11 protein-coding genes are annotated in these 16,123 nt (G+C 76.7%); 7 read left to right on the top strand and 4 right to left on the bottom strand.

Features of this window, described 5'->3' with window-relative positions; translation table 11 throughout:
* A partial coding sequence (locus FHL79_RS18760) for a transglycosylase family protein (RefSeq protein WP_171058241.1) occupies positions 1-272 on the top strand: 272 nt, incomplete at its 5' end.
* A gap of 10 nt (positions 273-282) precedes the next feature.
* On the opposite strand, the gene FHL79_RS18755 is transcribed toward FHL79_RS18760, so the two are convergent.
* Genes FHL79_RS18755 through FHL79_RS18745 form a run of 3 tightly spaced genes read right to left on the bottom strand, consistent with a single transcriptional unit; the run spans position 283 to position 3,568 of the window.
* Entirely contained in the window at positions 283-1,125 is an 843-nt protein-coding gene (locus tag FHL79_RS18755) for an SDR family NAD(P)-dependent oxidoreductase (RefSeq protein WP_138760097.1), read from the bottom strand.
* The gene (locus tag FHL79_RS18750) at positions 1,122-2,078 is read right to left on the bottom strand and encodes an alpha/beta fold hydrolase (protein WP_138760096.1); all 957 of its coding nucleotides are present in this window, start codon (positions 2,076-2,078) and stop codon (positions 1,122-1,124) included. The genes FHL79_RS18755 and FHL79_RS18750 overlap by 4 nt, the downstream gene beginning before the upstream one ends.
* Positions 2,075-3,568: a flavin-containing monooxygenase gene (locus FHL79_RS18745; protein ID WP_138760095.1), complete on the bottom strand. Its 1,494-nt coding sequence runs from the start codon at positions 3,566-3,568 to the stop codon at positions 2,075-2,077. Before FHL79_RS18745 ends, FHL79_RS18750 begins: the two co-directional genes overlap by 4 nt.
* Positions 3,569-3,675: 107 nt before the next feature.
* Between FHL79_RS18745 and FHL79_RS18740 the strand changes: the two genes are divergently transcribed.
* The 5 genes from FHL79_RS18740 to FHL79_RS18720 all read left to right on the top strand — a co-directional run bounded on the left by FHL79_RS18740 (position 3,676) and on the right by FHL79_RS18720 (position 11,482).
* Positions 3,676-4,908, top strand: a complete 1,233-nt coding sequence (locus tag FHL79_RS18740) for a PucR family transcriptional regulator (RefSeq protein WP_246080975.1) — start codon at positions 3,676-3,678, stop codon at positions 4,906-4,908.
* Between the two features lie 74 nt (positions 4,909-4,982).
* Positions 4,983-5,726, top strand: coding sequence for a DUF5995 family protein (locus FHL79_RS18735; protein WP_138760094.1), 744 nt, complete (start codon positions 4,983-4,985; stop codon positions 5,724-5,726).
* Between the two features lie 89 nt (positions 5,727-5,815).
* Entirely contained in the window at positions 5,816-8,518 is a 2,703-nt protein-coding gene (locus FHL79_RS25425; RefSeq protein ID WP_179966103.1) for an ATP-binding protein, read from the top strand.
* Positions 8,487-10,139: an FAD-dependent oxidoreductase gene (locus FHL79_RS18725; RefSeq protein ID WP_138760092.1), complete on the top strand. Its 1,653-nt coding sequence runs from the start codon at positions 8,487-8,489 to the stop codon at positions 10,137-10,139. The genes FHL79_RS25425 and FHL79_RS18725 overlap by 32 nt, the downstream gene beginning before the upstream one ends.
* Positions 10,136-11,482 carry a sensor histidine kinase gene (locus tag FHL79_RS18720; protein WP_138760091.1) on the top strand — a complete coding sequence of 449 codons (1,347 nt, stop codon included), beginning with the start codon at positions 10,136-10,138 and terminating at the stop codon, positions 11,480-11,482. Before FHL79_RS18725 ends, FHL79_RS18720 begins: the two co-directional genes overlap by 4 nt.
* A 13-nt stretch (positions 11,483-11,495) precedes the next feature.
* Here FHL79_RS18720 and FHL79_RS18715 read toward each other — a convergent pair whose 3' ends face one another.
* Positions 11,496-14,753 (bottom strand): ATP-binding protein, encoded by a 3,258-nt coding sequence (locus FHL79_RS18715; protein ID WP_138760090.1) that lies wholly within the window; start codon positions 14,751-14,753, stop codon positions 11,496-11,498.
* Between the two features lie 242 nt (positions 14,754-14,995).
* Between FHL79_RS18715 and FHL79_RS18710 the strand changes: the two genes are divergently transcribed.
* The gene (locus FHL79_RS18710) at positions 14,996-15,943 is read left to right on the top strand and encodes a hypothetical protein (RefSeq protein WP_171058240.1); all 948 of its coding nucleotides are present in this window, start codon (positions 14,996-14,998) and stop codon (positions 15,941-15,943) included.
* Positions 15,944-16,123 lie beyond the last annotated feature (180 nt).

Below are 16,123 nucleotides of genomic sequence, written 5' to 3'. Positions count from 1 at the left end.
CCCCGGTGGCCCCCGCTCCCGCGCCGGCCGCGCACGACTGGGACGCCGTCGCCGCCTGCGAGTCCGGCGGCAACTGGAGCATCAACACCGGCAACGGCTACTACGGCGGGCTGCAGTTCGGGCAGTCGACCTGGAACGCCTACGGCGGTGCCGGCTACGCCGCCCGCGCGGACCTGGCCACCAAGGCCGAGCAGATCGCCGTCGCCGAGAAGGTGCTGGCCGCGCAGGGCAAGGGCGCCTGGCCGACCTGCGGCAGGGGCCTGACCGGCTGACCCCGGTCGCTCAGGCCCGCTGCGCCCGTCGCTGGACGGCGACGGCGAGCCGGGGGTAGGCCCGGGGGAGCAGCCGGACCAGCAGGTCGACGACCTTGGCGTCGTTGCCGACCAGGATCCGCGGCCGCCCGGCCTCCACGCCGGCCACGATGGTGCGCGCCGCCTGCTGGGGCGGCATCCGCAGCAGCTTGTCGTCGTACAGCGCCGCTCGCCGCTCGTCCTCCGGGGTCAGCACCCCGCGCTGCCGGGCGTGCTCGATCGCCGCCGTCGAGATGTTGGTCCGCACCCCGCCCGGGTGCACCACGGTGACCTGCACCGGGTGCCCGGCCTGCAGCATCTCGCTGCGCAGCGCCTCGGTGAACCCGCGGACGGCGAACTTGCTGGCGCTGTAGGCGTTGATCGACGCCTGGGCCATGATCCCGTTCAGGCTGGACACGTTGACCACGTGCCCGTCGCCGGAGGCGATGAGGTGGGGGAGGAACGCCTTCGTGCCGTGCAGGACGCCGAAGAGGTTGATGCCGAGGATCCGGTCGTAGTCCTCCCAGTCGCTGTCCAGCACCGTGCCGCCGCCGGCGACCCCGGCGTTGTTGTAGACCTGGTGGACGACGCCGAAGTGGTCGGCGACCGCGGCCGCGTGGGCCAGCACGGCGGCCCGGTCGGCCACGTCCAGCCGGGAGCGGTGCACCTCGGCACCGAGGGCCCGCGCCCGGTCGGCGGTCGCGGCCAGACCCGCCTCGTCGACGTCGGACACCGCCAGCCGCGCGCCGCGCCGGGCCAGCTCGAGGGCCAGCTGCCGGCCGATGCCGGACCCGGCACCGGTGACCACGGCGACCTTGCCGGCGACGCTGCTCATCGGGGATCTCCTGTCGGGAGCGGAGCGCCCGCGCTGCGGGCGAGGTCGGTGGTGAGCTCGACCAGCTGGTCGACGACGCCGGGGGCCAGGTGGTGGCCCATGCCGGGGATCTCCACGTGCCGGGCGCCCGGGACGGCGGCGGCGGTGGCCCGGCCGCCGGTCGGGTGCACCATCCGGTCGGTGGACCCATGCACGACCAGCGTCGGCGCGGTGATCCGCCGCAGCTCGGCGGTGCGGTCGCCGGAGGCCTGGATGGCGCTGATCTGCCGGGGGACGCCGGCCCGGGCGGCGCTGCCGCCGCCGCGTTCCCAGAGCCCGACCGCCCAGGCGCGCTCGAGGTCGTCGTCGGGCAGGGAGGTGGGGGAGCCGATGTGCCGCAGCATCCCCAGGTGGCGCTGCACCGACTCCTCGACCGTGCGCGCCGGGCCCCGCGCCAGGCGGAGGAGGGTGGACCGAGCCGGCTGCCCGACCCGCCGGTCCCCGGTGGTGGAGAAGATCGAGGTCAGGCTGGCGACCCGGGAGGGGTGCCGGGCGGCGACGGTCTGCGCGATCATCCCGCCCATCGACATGCCGACCAGGTGCACCCGGTCGATCTCCAGGTGATCGAGCAGCCCGACGGTGTCGGCGGCCATGTCGGCGAGGTCGTAGGCGTCGGGACGCGGCCGCGCCAGCAGCTGGCGCAGCCGGCCCGGCGACGCGGTGCCGGTCCGGCTGGACCGGCCGATGTCCCGGTTGTCGAACCGGACCACCCGGAAGCCGCGCTCGACGAAGCCGTCGACCATCCGCTGCGGCCACGAGGTGAGGTCGATGCCGAGGCCCGCGACGAGCAGCAGCGGTACGCCGTCGGCGGGGCCCTCGGTCCGGTGGCAGAGTCGCGGCCCGGCCGGCAGGTCGACGAACCGGTCGCCGGAGGCGTCGGCCGTGAGCACCGGGTCGGGGGTCGCCGCGGTCACGCGCCCACCCCCGCCCGGACCGCGGTGCGGGAGAAGTGCAACTCGGGGTCGACGACGCTGTCGGCCCGCAGCAGGCCCACGTCGGTGCGGTAGTCCATCGAGGTCAGCCAGGGCATCCGGTCCCCTTGCTTGGGCAGCTGGTCCACGGCGCGCCGGATGTAGCCGGCACCGAAGTCCAGGAGCGGTCGGGTGGGCATGGCCGGGTCCGCGAGCTCGGGGCGGCAGGCGTCGTACCCGTGGGTGTCCATGTGCCGCAGCACCCGGCAGAAGTGCTCGCAGAGCAGGCCGACCTTCAGCGTCCAGGAGCTGTTGGTGTAGCCGATCGCGTAGGCGAGGTTGGGCACGCCGGACAGCATCATGCCCTTGTAGGCGACCGTCTCGGGCAGCCGGACCTCGGCGCCGTCCACGGTCAGCCGGATGCCGCCGAAGGCCTGCACGTTCAGCCCGGTGGCGGTCACGATGACGTCAGCCTCGAGCTCGCGGCCGGACGCCAGCTGCACGCCCTGCTCGGTGAAGGTGACGATCCGGTCGGTGACGACCTCCGCCGTGCCCTCCCGGATGGCGCGGAACAGGTCGCCGTCCGGGACGGCGCACAACCGCTGGTCCCAGGGCCCGTAGGGCGGGTTGAAGTGCTCGTCGACCGGATAGCCCTCGGGCAGGTGCTTGGTGTTGACCCAGCGGATCAGCGCCCGGGCCCGGTCAGGGTGCCGCTGGCAGAAGCGCCAGATCAACCGGCCCTTGACGATGTTCTTGCGCCGCACGATCGGGTACGCGCGCTCCTCGCCGAGCACCTTCCGCAGCCGGTTGGCCAGCTTGTCCTCGGCCGGCACCGGCAGCACGTAGCTCGGGGTGCGCTGCAGCATGGTCACGTGCCCGGCGGTCTCGGCGAGAGCCGGCACCAGGGTGACCGCGGTGGCGCCGCTGCCGATGACGACGACCCGCTTGCCGGCGGTGTCCAGGTCCGCCGGCCAGTGCTGCGGGTGCACGATCGGCCCGGCGAAGCGCTCGCGCCCCTCGAAGTGCGGGGTGAAGCCCTCGTCGTAGCGGTAGTACCCGCCCGCGCAGAACAGCCAGCCGCAGGTCAGCGTCGTCCGCTCGCCGGTGTCGGTGCGCTCGACCTCGACGGTCCAGCGCGCCTCCGCCGAGGACCAGGAGGCGCTGAGGACCGTGGAGTGGAACCGGACGTGCCGGTCGATGCCGTGCTCGGCGGCGGTCTCCCGGAGGTAGGCCAGGATCCGGTCGGCGCCGGCGATCGACTGCTCGTCCCGCCACGGCTGGAACTCGTAGCCGAAGGTGTGCAGGTCGGAGTCCGACCGGATGCCCGGGTAGCGGAACAGGTCCCACGTCCCCCCGGTGGCCCCGCGGGCCTCCAGCAGCGCGAAGCTGCGCTGCGGGTGGTCGCGCTGCAGGTAGTACGCGGCGCCGATGCCGGAGATGCCGGCGCCGACGATGAGGACGTCGAGGTGCTCGACCGGGCTCGGGTGGGTCATGGGTGCTCCAGCATCGGGGACGACTGGCTCCACTGTGCGTGACCCCGGCCACCCGCTGCCAGCACGGAGTGCACCTCCATGAGCGCATCGTGGTGCACGATGACCCGGTGACGCGCGACTGGCCGAGCTCGTCGGCGACCGTCCGCGAGCTGTTCCGGCGCGGCGCCGAGGTCGCTCTCGACCCGCGGGCGGACTGGGTGGCCGAGCTGCACCGGGCATCGCTGAGCGGTGCCGGGATGCGCCCGGTCGCCGAGGACCCGGTGCTCGCCGAGGCCACCCGGCGGGCCAACCTGGCCAACCTGCTGCACTGGGCGGCCGCCAACGTGCAGCGCCCGGGTGAGCGTGTGCCGGTGGCCCTGGGGCCGGAGGTGCTGGAGGCATCCCGCGACCTGGTCCGGCGCGGGCTGGACCACAGCGGCCTGGACGCCTACCGCACCGCCCAGGGGGTGGCCTGGCGGCGGTGGATGGAGATCTGCTTCTCCCTGACCGCGGACCCGGCGGAGCTGCGCGAGCTGCTGGACGTCTCGGCGCTGTCGATCACCACCTTCATCGACGACACCGTCGCCGCGGTCTCGGCCCGGATGGCCGCCGAGCGGGCCGAGCTGACCCGCGGCGCGCACGCGGAACGGCGGGCCGCGGTCTCGCTGCTCCTCGAGGGTGCGCCGCTGGGTCGGGCACGGGCGGAGGCCCAGCTCGGCTACGGCCTCACCGGGCCGCACACCGCGGTGATCGTGTGGAGCGGCTCCGGGGCCGCGGTGTCCGAGCAGCTGGAGGCCGCGGCGGAGGCGACCATGCGGGCCAGCGGTGCCGCCCGGCGGCTGACCGTGGTGGCCGGCGCGACCGCCCTGTGGGTGTGGCTGCCGGTCGGCCGGGCGCCCGAGGCCGGCGCGGTGGCCGCCGGGCTGTCCGCCGCACCGGACGTCCGGGTGGCCATCGGCCGGCCGGGCACCGACGTCGACGGCTTCCGGCGCAGCCACCTCGACGCGGCGACCACCCAGCAGATGCTCGCCCGGCTCACCTCGCCCCAGCAGGTCGCCCGCTACGAGGACGTCCAGCTCGTGGCGCTGCTGACCAGCCAGCCCACCCGGGTCGAGGAGTTCCTCGCCGACACCCTCGGCGGTCTGCTCGGCGCCGATGCCGAGACGCAGCAGACGGTGCTGACCTACGTGCGCGAGCTGGGGAACGCCACCAGGACGGCGCAGCGGCTCTACACCCACCGGAACACCGTGCTCCGCCGGCTGGCCCGCGCCGACGAGCTGCTCCCACGGCCGCTGGCCGATGACGTCCTCGCCGTCGCCACCGCGCTGGAGGTGCTCCGCTGGCGGGGCGCAGCCGGCTGAGCGACACCCCGGGAGGCTGGACGGCGACGTCCCCGCCGCGGGAGCCTCTTCCCAGCACTGGCTGAGGAGGCCGCGTGGGCGAGACGGTGGACGACCTCATCGCGCGCATGGACGCGCTGCTGCCCCCCCTGGAGGCCGACGGCGACCCCCGTCGGTTCTTCCTCGGCACCTACCTGCGGATCACCCGGGCGGTGGCGGGCGCGCTGGGCGAGGGGCTGTTCGAGGACCCCGCGTGGGTCGAGGCCTGGGACGTCGACTTCGCCGGCCTCTACCTCGACGCGCTGGAGGCCCACCGCAGGGACCCCGCCACCGCGCCGGCGCCGTGGCGGCGGGCGTTCGGTGCCTCGCCGACGCTGCGCCCCGAGGGTCACGTGCTGCTCGGCGTCAACGCGCACATCAACTTCGACCTGCCGCAGTCGCTGGTCCGGGTCATCCCCACCGAGGAGTTCGCCGACCCCGACGCGATGGCCCGGCGCCGGCGGGACCACGAGCGGATCGACGGCGTGCTGGCCTCCCGGGTCGCCACCGAGGACGTCGAGCTGCAGCGGGCGGGCGACCCGCGCACCTGGCTGGACCGCCTGCTGACGCCGGTGAACCACCTCGCCACCCGGGTCTTCCTGCGGGAGTCGCGGCGCAAGGTGTGGGCCAACACCACCGTGCTGCACCGGGCCCGGCTGGCCGGGGACTGGGAGTACCGGCGCCGGCTGGCCGAGCTCGAGACGCTCAGCGACCGCCGGGTCGCCGACCTGCTGCGGCCTGGGCCGGTGCTGCTCCGGCTGGCGGTGCGCGGCTTCGGCGTCCAGCTCGCTCCCGGCTGATCCCCTGGCGCGAGGCCCCTGGCGCGGGTGCCCCCCGGTGCGCCATGCTCGCTGGCGACCACGCCACTGCTCCCCCGGGAGGTGGGCCGGTGGACCGACCGCCGCCCGGTGCTGGGAACGGCGCGCGGTCGATCCCCACCCCGGACCAGCGCCTGCGCGTCTTCATCTCCTCGACCATGGTCGAGCTGGCCGAGGAGCGGCAGGCGGTCCGCGACGCGGTCACCGGGCTGCGGCTGATCCCCGTGCTGTTCGAGCTCGGTGCCCGGGCGCACCCGCCGCGGGACCTGTACCGCGCCTACCTGGCGCAGAGCGACGTCTTCGTCGGCATCTACGGGGAGTCCTACGGCTGGGTCGCCCCCGGCATGGAGGTGTCCGGCCTCGAGGACGAGTACGAGCTGTCGGCCGGTCTGCCCCGGCTGGTCTACGTGCGTCGGTCGGCGCCCGGGCGCGACCCCCGGCTCACCGCGCTCATCGACCGGGTGCAGGCCGAGGGCGACGCGTCCACCTCCTCCTACGACGACCCGGCGGCGCTGCGCGAGCTCGTCTCCGACGACCTGGCCGTCCTGCTGTCGGAGCGGTTCGCCGCCCGGCGCACCCCGGCCGGCCCCGTCCCCGGCCGGCTGCCGACGCCGGTGGCCCCGCTGGTCGACCGCGCCGACGAGCGGGCGCTGGTGCTCGGGCTGCTGCGCGACCCGGCTGTGCGGCTGGTGACGCTCACCGGCCCGGGCGGCACCGGCAAGACCCGGCTGGCGCTGGCCGCGGCCGAGGAGCTGGTCGGGGAGCGGGACGACGTGTGGTGGGTGGACCTCGCCGCGGCGCGGGACCCGGCCGCCGTCCCCAGCCTGGTCGCGGCGGCGATCGGGGTGCCCGCCGAGGGGCCGGTGCTGGAGCTGGTCGTCGAGCGGCTGGCCACCCGGCGGGCGCTGCTGGTCATCGACAACGCCGAGCAGGTGCTCGCCGCGGCCCCGGACCTCTGGCAGCTGCTGAGCCGCTGCGGCGGGACCCAGCTGCTGGTCACCAGCCGCAGCCTGCTGGGCCTGCGCGGGGAACACGACGTGCCGCTCGGTCCGCTCGCCGTCCCGGGGGCGGGGGACACCCGGCCGGACGTCGTGGCGGCGGCGCCCGCCGTGCAGCTGTTCACCGCCCGCGCCCGACGGGCCGACCCGGCGTTCGCGGTGACGGCGGCGAACGCCGCGGCGGTGGCCGAGGTCGTCCGCCGGCTCGAGGGCCTGCCGCTCGCGGTGGAGCTGGCCGCTGCCCGGGTGCGGACGCTGCCGCCCGCGCTGCTGGTGCGCCGGCTGACCGCCGCGCTGGACCGGGCGCTGGAGCTGCGCGACCCCGACGTCGACGCCCCGGACCGGCAGCGCACCCTCCGGACGACGATCGCCTGGAGCCACGACCTGCTCGACGACCCCGACCGGACGCTGCTGGCCCGGCTCTCGCCGTGCACCGGCGGCTGCACGCTGGACACCGCCGAGCACATCGGCGCGGTCGACGGCGACCTCGACGTCCTGGAGAGCCTGTCGGCGCTGGTCGCGCACAGCATGCTCACCGCCTCCGACACCGGTGAGGGCGAGCCGCGGTTCCGCATGACGGCGCTGGTGCGGGCCTTCGCCGGGGAGCAGCTGCGCGAGCGCGGCGAGGAGACCCGGACGCGGCTGCGGCTGGCCGAGCACCTGGCGGCGGTGGGCCCCGCGGCGGGAGCCGGGCTGCTGGGCCCCGAGCGCGCCCGCTGGCAGGCCCGGCTGGAGGCGGAGACCGCCGACCTGCTCGCCGCCCTGGGCTGGGCGGTCGAGCACGACCGCGCCGACCTGGTCGTCGCGATCGCTGCACCGCTGGCCCGCTGGTGGTGGGCGCGCGGCCTGGTCGTCCCGCTCGCGGAGATCGCCGAGGAGGCCGCCCGGCTGCCGTCCGCCGCCGCCCTCGACCCGGCCGCCGGGGCGCGGCTGACCTGGGCCTGCGGCCTGACCCGCGTGCTGCGCGGCCGGGCGCTGGAGGCGGCACCGCTGCTGGCCGCCGTCGTCGCCGGGGCCCGGGAGCGGGAGGACCCCTGGCTGCTCGGGCACGGGCTGGTCGGCCTGGCCGGCACCCGGGCGCCGGACGACCCCGAGCTGCCCGACCTGCTCGCCGAGGCGGTGGCCGCCCTCCGGCGCAGCGGCGACGCGTGGTCGCTCGGGTACGCCCTGGGGTCCGCCGGCGACGCCGCGGCCGCCGTCGGCGACCGCTCCGGCGCGGCGCGGGCCCACCGGGAGGCCCTGGAGCTGGCCCGCCGTACCGGCGACCCGCTGCTGGTCGCCGCCGTGCTGGACCGGCTCGGGATCGACGCGGTGCTCGCCGGCGACCTCCGGGCCGCCCACGAGCGGCTGGTCGAGTCGGCGGAGCTGCACCGGCAGGTCCGGGACACCGCGGGCCTGGCCAGCTGCCTCGACGGCCTCGCCGGGCTGGTCCTGGCCCACGGGGTGCCCCGGGCGGCGGCCCGGCTGGCCGGTGCCGCCGACGCGGCCCGGGCGGGGCTGGGCGTGGTGGGGGAGCCGCTGCTCGCCCCCTCGATCGACCGGCTGACCGCCGCCCTGCCCGCAGCCCTGGACGCCGACGACGAGCCGCGGGAGCGGGCCGCCGGGGCGACCGCCGGCCCCTGGGCCGCGCTGGACGCCGGCCTGGCCGCGCTGGGTGCGGCCGAGGAGATCGCTGCCCGCTCCCCGTCCCGGGTCGACGGCCATCCCGTCGTCCCGCAGTCCCACCGATCGTGGAGGAGGCGACATGACCAAGCCGGCGCTGATGGCCGTCGATGACGACGAGCCGGTCCTGACCGCTGTGGAGCGGGACCTGCGGGCGCGGTACGCCGAGCACTACCAGGTCTACACGGCCTCGTCGGGGGAGCAGGCGCTGGACCTGCTGCGCCGGCTGCGGCTGCGCGAGGACCCGGTGGCGCTGCTCCTGGTCGACCAGCGGATGCCCGGGATGAGCGGCGTGGAGCTGCTGGCGGCGGCGCGCAAGCTCCACCCGGACGCCCGCCGGGTGCTGCTCACCGCCTACGCCGACACCGACGCGGCGATCAGGGCGATCAACGACGCCGACGTCCAGCACTACCTGCTCAAGCCGTGGGACCCGCCGGAGGACCGGCTCTACCCGGTGCTGGACGACCTGCTGCAGACCTGGCGGCCGCCGCCGCCGGTGGCCAACCTGCGGGTGATCGGCGACCGGTGGTCGCAGACCAGCCACGCCGTCCGCGAGTTCCTGGCCCGGAACCTGGTGCCCTACCACTGGTTGGACGTGGAGACCGACGCGAAGGCCCGGGAGCTGCTCGACGTGGCCCAGCTCGACGCCGGCGCGCTGCCGGTGGTCGTGCTGGACGACGGCGAGGTGCTGGTGCAGCCCGACCTGCACCAGGTGGGGGCGCGGATCGGGCTACGGGCCCGGGCGGAGCGGCCTGGATACGACCTGGTGGTGGTGGGTGCCGGACCGGCCGGCCTGGCCGCCGCCGTGTACGGGGCGTCCGAGGGCCTGTCGACGCTGGTGGTGGAGTGCAGCGCCCCCGGCGGGCAGGCGGGCACCTCCAGTCGGATCGAGAACTACCTGGGCTTCCCGGTGGGCCTCTCCGGTGCCGACCTCACGATGCGGGCCCGCGAGCAGGCCATCCGGTTCGGCGCGGAGCTGCTCGTCCCCGCCGAGGTGGTCGGGGTGCGCCGGGCCGACCCGTACACGGTGGTGGCGCTGCAGGACGGCAGCGAGGTCAGCGCCTCGACCCTGCTGGTCGCCACCGGCGTCAACTACCGCACCCTCGACGTCCCGGGGGCCGCCGGGCTCACCGGGGTCGGCGTCTACTACGGCGCGGGGCGGGCCGAGGGTGTCGACCACCAGGGCGACCGGGTGTTCGTGGTGGGCGGCGGCAACTCGGCCGGGCAGGCCGCGCTGTTCCTCTCCCAGTTCGCCGCCTCGGTGACGGTGCTGATCCGCGGCGCCGACCTCGGGGCGACCATGTCCCGCTACCTGGTGGACCGGTTGGTCGCCTCGGAGAAGATCACCGTCGAGCAGCGGACCGAGGTGGCCGGCGCGCTGGGCACCCGGCGGCTGGAGGGCCTGCGGCTCCGCACCGGCACCGAGGAGCGGGAGACCCCGGCGGACGCGTTGTTCGTCTTCATCGGCCAGGCGCCCCGGACCAGCTGGCTGGACGGCGTCGTCCGGCGCGACGAGCGCGGGTTCCTGCTCACCGGCACCGACCTGGGGACCGACGGCGGCACCGCCCCGGCTGACTGGCCGCTGCCCGTCCCGCCGCTGCCGCTGGAGACCTCCGTCCCCGGGGTGTTCGCCGCCGGCGACGTCCGGCACGGGTCGGGCACCCGGATCGCCTCGGCGGTGGGGGAGGGGGCGATGGCGGTCCGCTTCGCCCACCAGCGGCTCAGCACCCGGTGACCCTGGCCCCGGACCGGGACGTCGCCGCCGCGCTCCGCGGCTCCCGGCTGTTCGCGGAGCTGCCGGAGGCCGACGTGCACGTCCTGGCCGACACCAGCCGCACCGTCGACCTGGTGCCCGGCGAGGTGCTGATCGCCGAGGGCTCCCCGCCGGAGGCGATGTACGTCGTCCTGGACGGTGAGCTGGAGGTGAGCCGGAACGTCGGTGGGTCCGACGTGCTGCTCAACGTCTGCGCCGCCGGCGACCTGCTCGGCGAGCTCGGCATCGCGCACCGGCGGCCCCGCTCGGCGACCGTCCGCGCGCGCACCCGCGCCCGGGTCCAGCGGATCGGCGCCGAGGCGCTGGACCGGCTGCTGACCCACCCGGAGTCGGCCCGGGCGTTGCTGCTGGCCGCCACCCGGCGGCTCGACGTCGAGGAGGGGCTGGTGCGCCAGCACGAGCGGATGGCCGCGCTCGGCACCCTGTCGGCGGGCCTGCTGCACGAGCTGAACAACCCGGCGAGCGCCGTGCAGCGGGGCGCCTCCCGGCTGCGGTCGCTGCTGGCGGGGACCACGGGTGCCGAGCAACCGCTGCAGCGGCTGGTCGGCGCGGTACCGGCACCGGAGGACCCGCTGTTCCGCGCGGACGCGGAACGGGAGCTCGCGGGTGTCCTCGCCGCCGCCGGGGTGGACCGCGGCTGGGACGCCGCCGGGCGGCTGGTGCGGCTGGGCATCGACCCGGCGGCGCTGCGGACGGCGCTGGACGCGCTGCCACCGGCCGAGCGGGGGCCTGCCGTGCACGGCACCGCCCGCGCCGCGGAGGTCGCCGCCCTCCTCGACGAGGTCTCCGCCGGCGCCGACCAGCTGTCCCGGATCGTCTCGGGGGTGCGCCCGCTGGCCTACTCCGCCGACGAGTCGATGACCGACGTCGACCTGCACGCCAGCCTGGAGCAGGCGCTCGTGCTGCTCCGGCACAAGGTGCCCCCGGGGGTGCGGCTGGTCCGCGACCTCGACCCGGCCCCGCAGGTGGTCCAGGGCTGGCCGGCCGACCTGGCGCTGGTGTGGACCAACCTGCTGGACAACGCCCTGGCCGCCGTGGAGCCCGGAGGCACGGTCACGGTCCGCACCCGCGGGGAGGAGGACGCGGTCGTGGTCGACGTAGAGGACAGCGCGCCGACCGTGCCGCCGGACGTGCTGGCCCGCGCCTTCGACGCCTTCTACACCACCAAACCGGTCGGCGAGGGCACCGGGCTGGGGCTGGCGACCTCGTTGTCCGTGGTGGCGCAGAAGCACCGCGGCCGGCTCACCCTGACGTCAGCAGACGGCGTGACCCGCGCCCGCGTGGTGCTGCCCCGGCGCCGCTGACCGGGCCTCGGCGTCAGCCGGCCAGCAGGGCGTCGGCGGCCGCCGTCTCGGCGGTGGTGAACGACGCGGGCAGGTCCGCCCGCGCCTCGGCCAGGACCGTGCGCCAGTCGGCCGGGCGGGCCGGACCGGGGACCTGGGCCAGCTCGAGGGCGGCGCGGAGGCGGGTCACCCGGGAGCCCTGCTCGACGGCCACCCGCAGCGCCTCCCGCAGGTCGGCCACCGGCTGCTCGGCCGGTTCCCCTAGGGCCAGCGCGTAGCCGGCCTTCAGCCGGAGCAGCCCAGGGAGGTGCAGGAACTCGCCCGCCGACCGGACGGCGGCGAGTCCCTCGGCGATGTGCTCGGCCGCCCGGTCAAGGTCACCGGCCGCCGCGTCCAGCCGGGCGAGGTAGATCAGGTGCGAGGCGGCGAAGGACTCGTGCCCCATCACCCGCAGCGTGCCGATGACCTGCGCCTCGAAGGCGCGGTCAGGTTCGCCGCCCGGCTCGCGGGCGGCCAGGTACACGCAGCCGAGCGTCGTCCAAAAGGTGGAGCCGTGCTCCCGGCCGAGGGCGACGACCTCCGCGCCGAACCGCCGCGCGCCGTCGTCGTCGCCGAGGAAGCGCCGGATCCAGGCGGCGTAGGTCTGGACGAAGGCGAGGCTGGACGGCCCGAGCGGCGGCGCGAGTGCCCTGGCCCGGCGGAGCGCCTCTGCCTCCCAGCGGGCCGCCTCACCGAGCTCGCCCCGGGCGGCGCTGACGCACGCCAGCGCGATGGCCGAGCCTGCCACCGGGTCGTTGGGGAGCGGCCAGACCGGGGAGACCGTCAGGTCCGGAGGGCGAGCGGCGAATCCGGCCCGCGCGGCGTGCAGGTGCCGCGGCGCGGACAGCAGTCGGCCCTGGTGGAGGTCGAGGAAGCCGGCGCAGGAGGACACCTCCGGCCCGAACCCGGAGAACGGCGCCTCCTGCACCATGCCAGTGAGCCGTTCGATGAGCTCGCGGGCAGCGAACAGGTCGCCGCTGGTCAGCCGGTAGCCCCACAGCGCGATCAGCGCGGGCAGGACCTCGGGCCGGCCGAGCCGGGCGGCGAGCTCCTCGGCGCGCCGGTGGTCGGACTGCACCATCGGGGCGGCGTAGCCGTGCATCGAGCTGACGCTGAGCCCCCGCAGCAGCCGGGCGGAGAGCTCGCTGAGGTCGCGGTCCTCCGAGGAGGGCAGGCCCTCCAGCAGCACCACGGCCCGGGAGAGCAGCCCGGTGGCCTCGGTGTGGGCGCCGCGGGCGTGCTGGGCCTGGCCGGCGACGAGGTACAGCGCGGCGGCGCGCTCGGCCGCCCCGGCCAGGTCCAGGTGCTGGGCGATCAGGGCCGGCTCGGCGCCGGCTCCGGTGAGGGCGTCGGCCACCCGCGCGTGCGTCTCGCGGCGCACGTCGAGCACCTGGGTCTCGTACGCGGCGTCGCGCATCAGCGCGTGCCGGAACCGGTAGCTGGCCACCGCCGGGCCGGCCGGCTCGACGATCCCCTGATCGGCCAGCAGCCCGAGCTGCTCGGCGACGGCGGCGGGGTCACCGAGCACCGTCGAGACCGTCGCGGCCTCGAAGGTCGGCCCCACCGTGGCGGCGACCTGGACGACGCGGAGGTCGATGCCGGGCGCCTTGAGCCGCCAGGTGAACAGCTCCTGCAGCCGGAGCGGCATCGGGTCGTTGCGGTGCTCGTCGAGGCTGGACCGGGTCAGCTCCTCGAGGAAGAGCGGGATGCCCTCGGCGTGCGCGATGATCGAGGCCCGCTGGTCCGCGCTCAGGCCCCGCCCGGCCGTGAGGTTCTCCACCAGCCGGGTGGCGGCGGACCCGTCCAGCCGCTGCAGCGGCAGGACCTCGGCGGCGTCCCGCCACGGCACCACCGGCTCCTCCCTGCTGGTGGCCACCAGCAGGACGCCGGGCAGCCGCCGGCCGACCAGCCGCCCCAGCAGCTCCAGGGTGGAGGGGTCGGCCCAGTGCAGGTCCTCGACGGCGAGCAGGTACGGCGGCCGGGCGGTCCGGGCGGCGACCCAGTCGGCGAGCCGGTCGAGGGTCTCGTCCAGCAGCGCGGTCGGGTCCAGTGCGGGCGCCGGGTGCTCCGGCGTCGGCGGGATGCCGAGGAGGGGGCCGAGGAAGGGCACCGCCCCGGCCGGGTCGAGGCCCAGCTGGTCGAGGTGCGCGACCAGGGCCGGCAGCCGCTCGGCGGCGTCGGACACCGGGCCGACCTCGCGCTCCAGCACCTGCGCGATCGGCCAGAGCGAGACGTTCGCGTGGTAGGGCAGGCACGCTGCGCCGAGCACCCGGCCGCCGCTGGCCTCGACCCGGTCGAGGACCTCCGCCACCAGCCGGGACTTGCCGATGCCCGCCTCGCCGACGACCAGGAAGGTGGCCGCGGACGCCGGCCCGGTCGTCTCCCGCACCACGTCCCACGCCGACAGCAGCCGGTCCCGCGGCCCGTCCCGGCCGACCAGCCCCGCCTGCCGGTAGCGCTCGGCCTCGAACCGGGCCGCGGCGTACCGGGGCCGGTCCACGGCGAACACCTCGACCGGCCGGCTGATCCCCTTGAGGTGCCGCTCGCCCAGGGAGCGCATGACGAAGTCGGCGTCCACGAGCTGCTGGGTGACGTCGCTGATCACCACCATGCCCGGGTCGGCCGCCTGCTGGACCCGGGCGGCCAGGTTGGGCACCAGCCCCACGATGGAGTCCCGCTCGGCGACGCCGTCGTCGCCGCTCAGGTCGGTGACCACCACCCGGCCGGTGTGCAGGCCCACCCGCAGCTCCGGGGCCACCCCGAACCGGCGGTCCAGCTCGGGCCGCGCGTCCCGCATCGTCACCACGAGGTCGAGCGCGGCGAGCACCGCCCGGCGGGCGTCGTCCTCGTGCGGCGTGGGGTGCCCGAACCCGGCGAGGATGCCGTCGCCCGAGTACTGCATGACGTAGCCGCTGTACCGGTCCACGGCCTCCCGGGCCGCCGTCCGGTAGAAGCCGAAGAGGTCGCGGAGCTGCTCGGGCTCCACCCGCTCGGACAGCATCGTGGAGCCGACCAGGTCCGAGAACAGCAGCGTCATCAGCACCCGCTCGCCGGACGGGCCGAGCTGGCGGACCGACACCCGCCGCAGGACCGACGTGGCGCGTTGGTTGTCCGGGTCGACGGCGCGGACCTCCTCCGCGGTGGACCGTGCCAGCTCCAGCTCCCCGGCCGCGAGCAGGGTCTCCGCCGACCGCAGCAGCCGGTCCAGCAGCCGCTCCAGCCGCGCCTCCGCCGAGAGCGCGAGGTCGGTCACGGCCGCCCGCCCCGGGGCCGGGCCGCGGCTCCGCCGGGCCCGTCGCAGCACCGGGGTCGCTGGGTCATGGTCGGTCCGCCTCGCTGTCGCGTTCCTCGCGGGCAGCCTAGGCCGGACGGCGACGTCATCGCCGGTTCCGCGCACCCCGGTCCCACGTCGAGCAGCCCCTTGTGCGCCGGGCGCCGTCCACCGCACCCTGGGGGCGTCCGGGCGGCCTACGCGCGCGGACGAGAGGAGCCGCGATGTCCACCGGGCCCGCGCGGAGGTGCCCGGCGCGGGTCGTGGCGGTCCTGGTCCTGGCCGGCCTGGTGACCACGTCGTGCGGCCCGGCCGCCTCCGACGCCGCCGATCCGGCCGCGTCCGCCGGGGCGCCTCCCCGGACGTCGACCGTCGCCCCGCCGGCCGTCGCCCCGCTGGCGCCCGGGCCGGCGGCGGTGGCGGGGGACGCGCAGGCCGGGGTGCACGGTCGCCTGCTGCAGTTCCGCCGGGACGTGGAGCGCCGCCGGCTGGAGGTCCGGCTGGTCGCGGCGAACGCCGGTCTCGTCCTCGAGGGCCTCGACCTGCGCGCCCCGGGACTGACCACCGAGCCCGCGGCGGACCGCGACACCGTGCTCGTCCCGGCACCGGGGCTCGACCTCGCGGTGACCATGGGCCCCGCCGACTGCACGGTGCCGCCGGGCGCCCCGGTCGCCGCGCTGCGGCTCCGCGACGGGACCGGTGCCCAGCGGACCGTGGAGGTGCCCCTGGAGGACGACGGCCTGGTGCAGCGACTGCACGACGCGGACTGCGCGGAGCAGGCGCTGCGTGGCCAGGCCGGGATCTCCGTGGTCGCGGCCGCGCCCGTCCGGACCGGGCGGGGACCCGCGATGCGCGTGTCGATAGAGCTGCGCCGGCTCACCGGGACCGACCCGGTCCGGGTGACGGGCACCGGGTCGAACACCGTCTACGACATCACCGCCGTGGGGCCGCTGCCCACCCTGGTCGACGGCTCCGCCGTCCTCGAGGTCGACATGGTGCCGGCCCGCTGCGACGTCCACGCCCTGGGCGAGAGCTACCGGACCGGGCTGATCGGGCTGGTCGTCGCGCTGGGGGAGGGCGCGCCCCGGCCCCTCGTGCTCACCCCCGCGGACGACGTGCGGAGCAGCCTGGAGACCTTCGCGGTGACCACCTGCCGCACGCCGTCCGACTGACGGGCGGCCGGCTCAGCGGCGGAACCGGCGGACCAGCGCGGTCGACCCGGCCAGCACCCCGGCGCCGAGGGCGGCGGCCAGCGGACCGTGGTGCCGGCCGGCCCAGATCTCCGCGTCCCAGGTCCAACTGCTGGTCGCTGAACCGGCCCTCGGCGCCGAAGTCGCGCCCGTCGGGGCCGT

The sequence above is a fragment of the Modestobacter altitudinis genome, from assembly GCF_005930475.1.
GTDB lineage: Bacteria > Actinomycetota > Actinomycetes > Mycobacteriales > Geodermatophilaceae > Modestobacter > Modestobacter altitudinis.
Note: the sequence above shows the minus strand (reverse complement) of the source record. Positions and strands in the feature narration are given on the sequence as shown.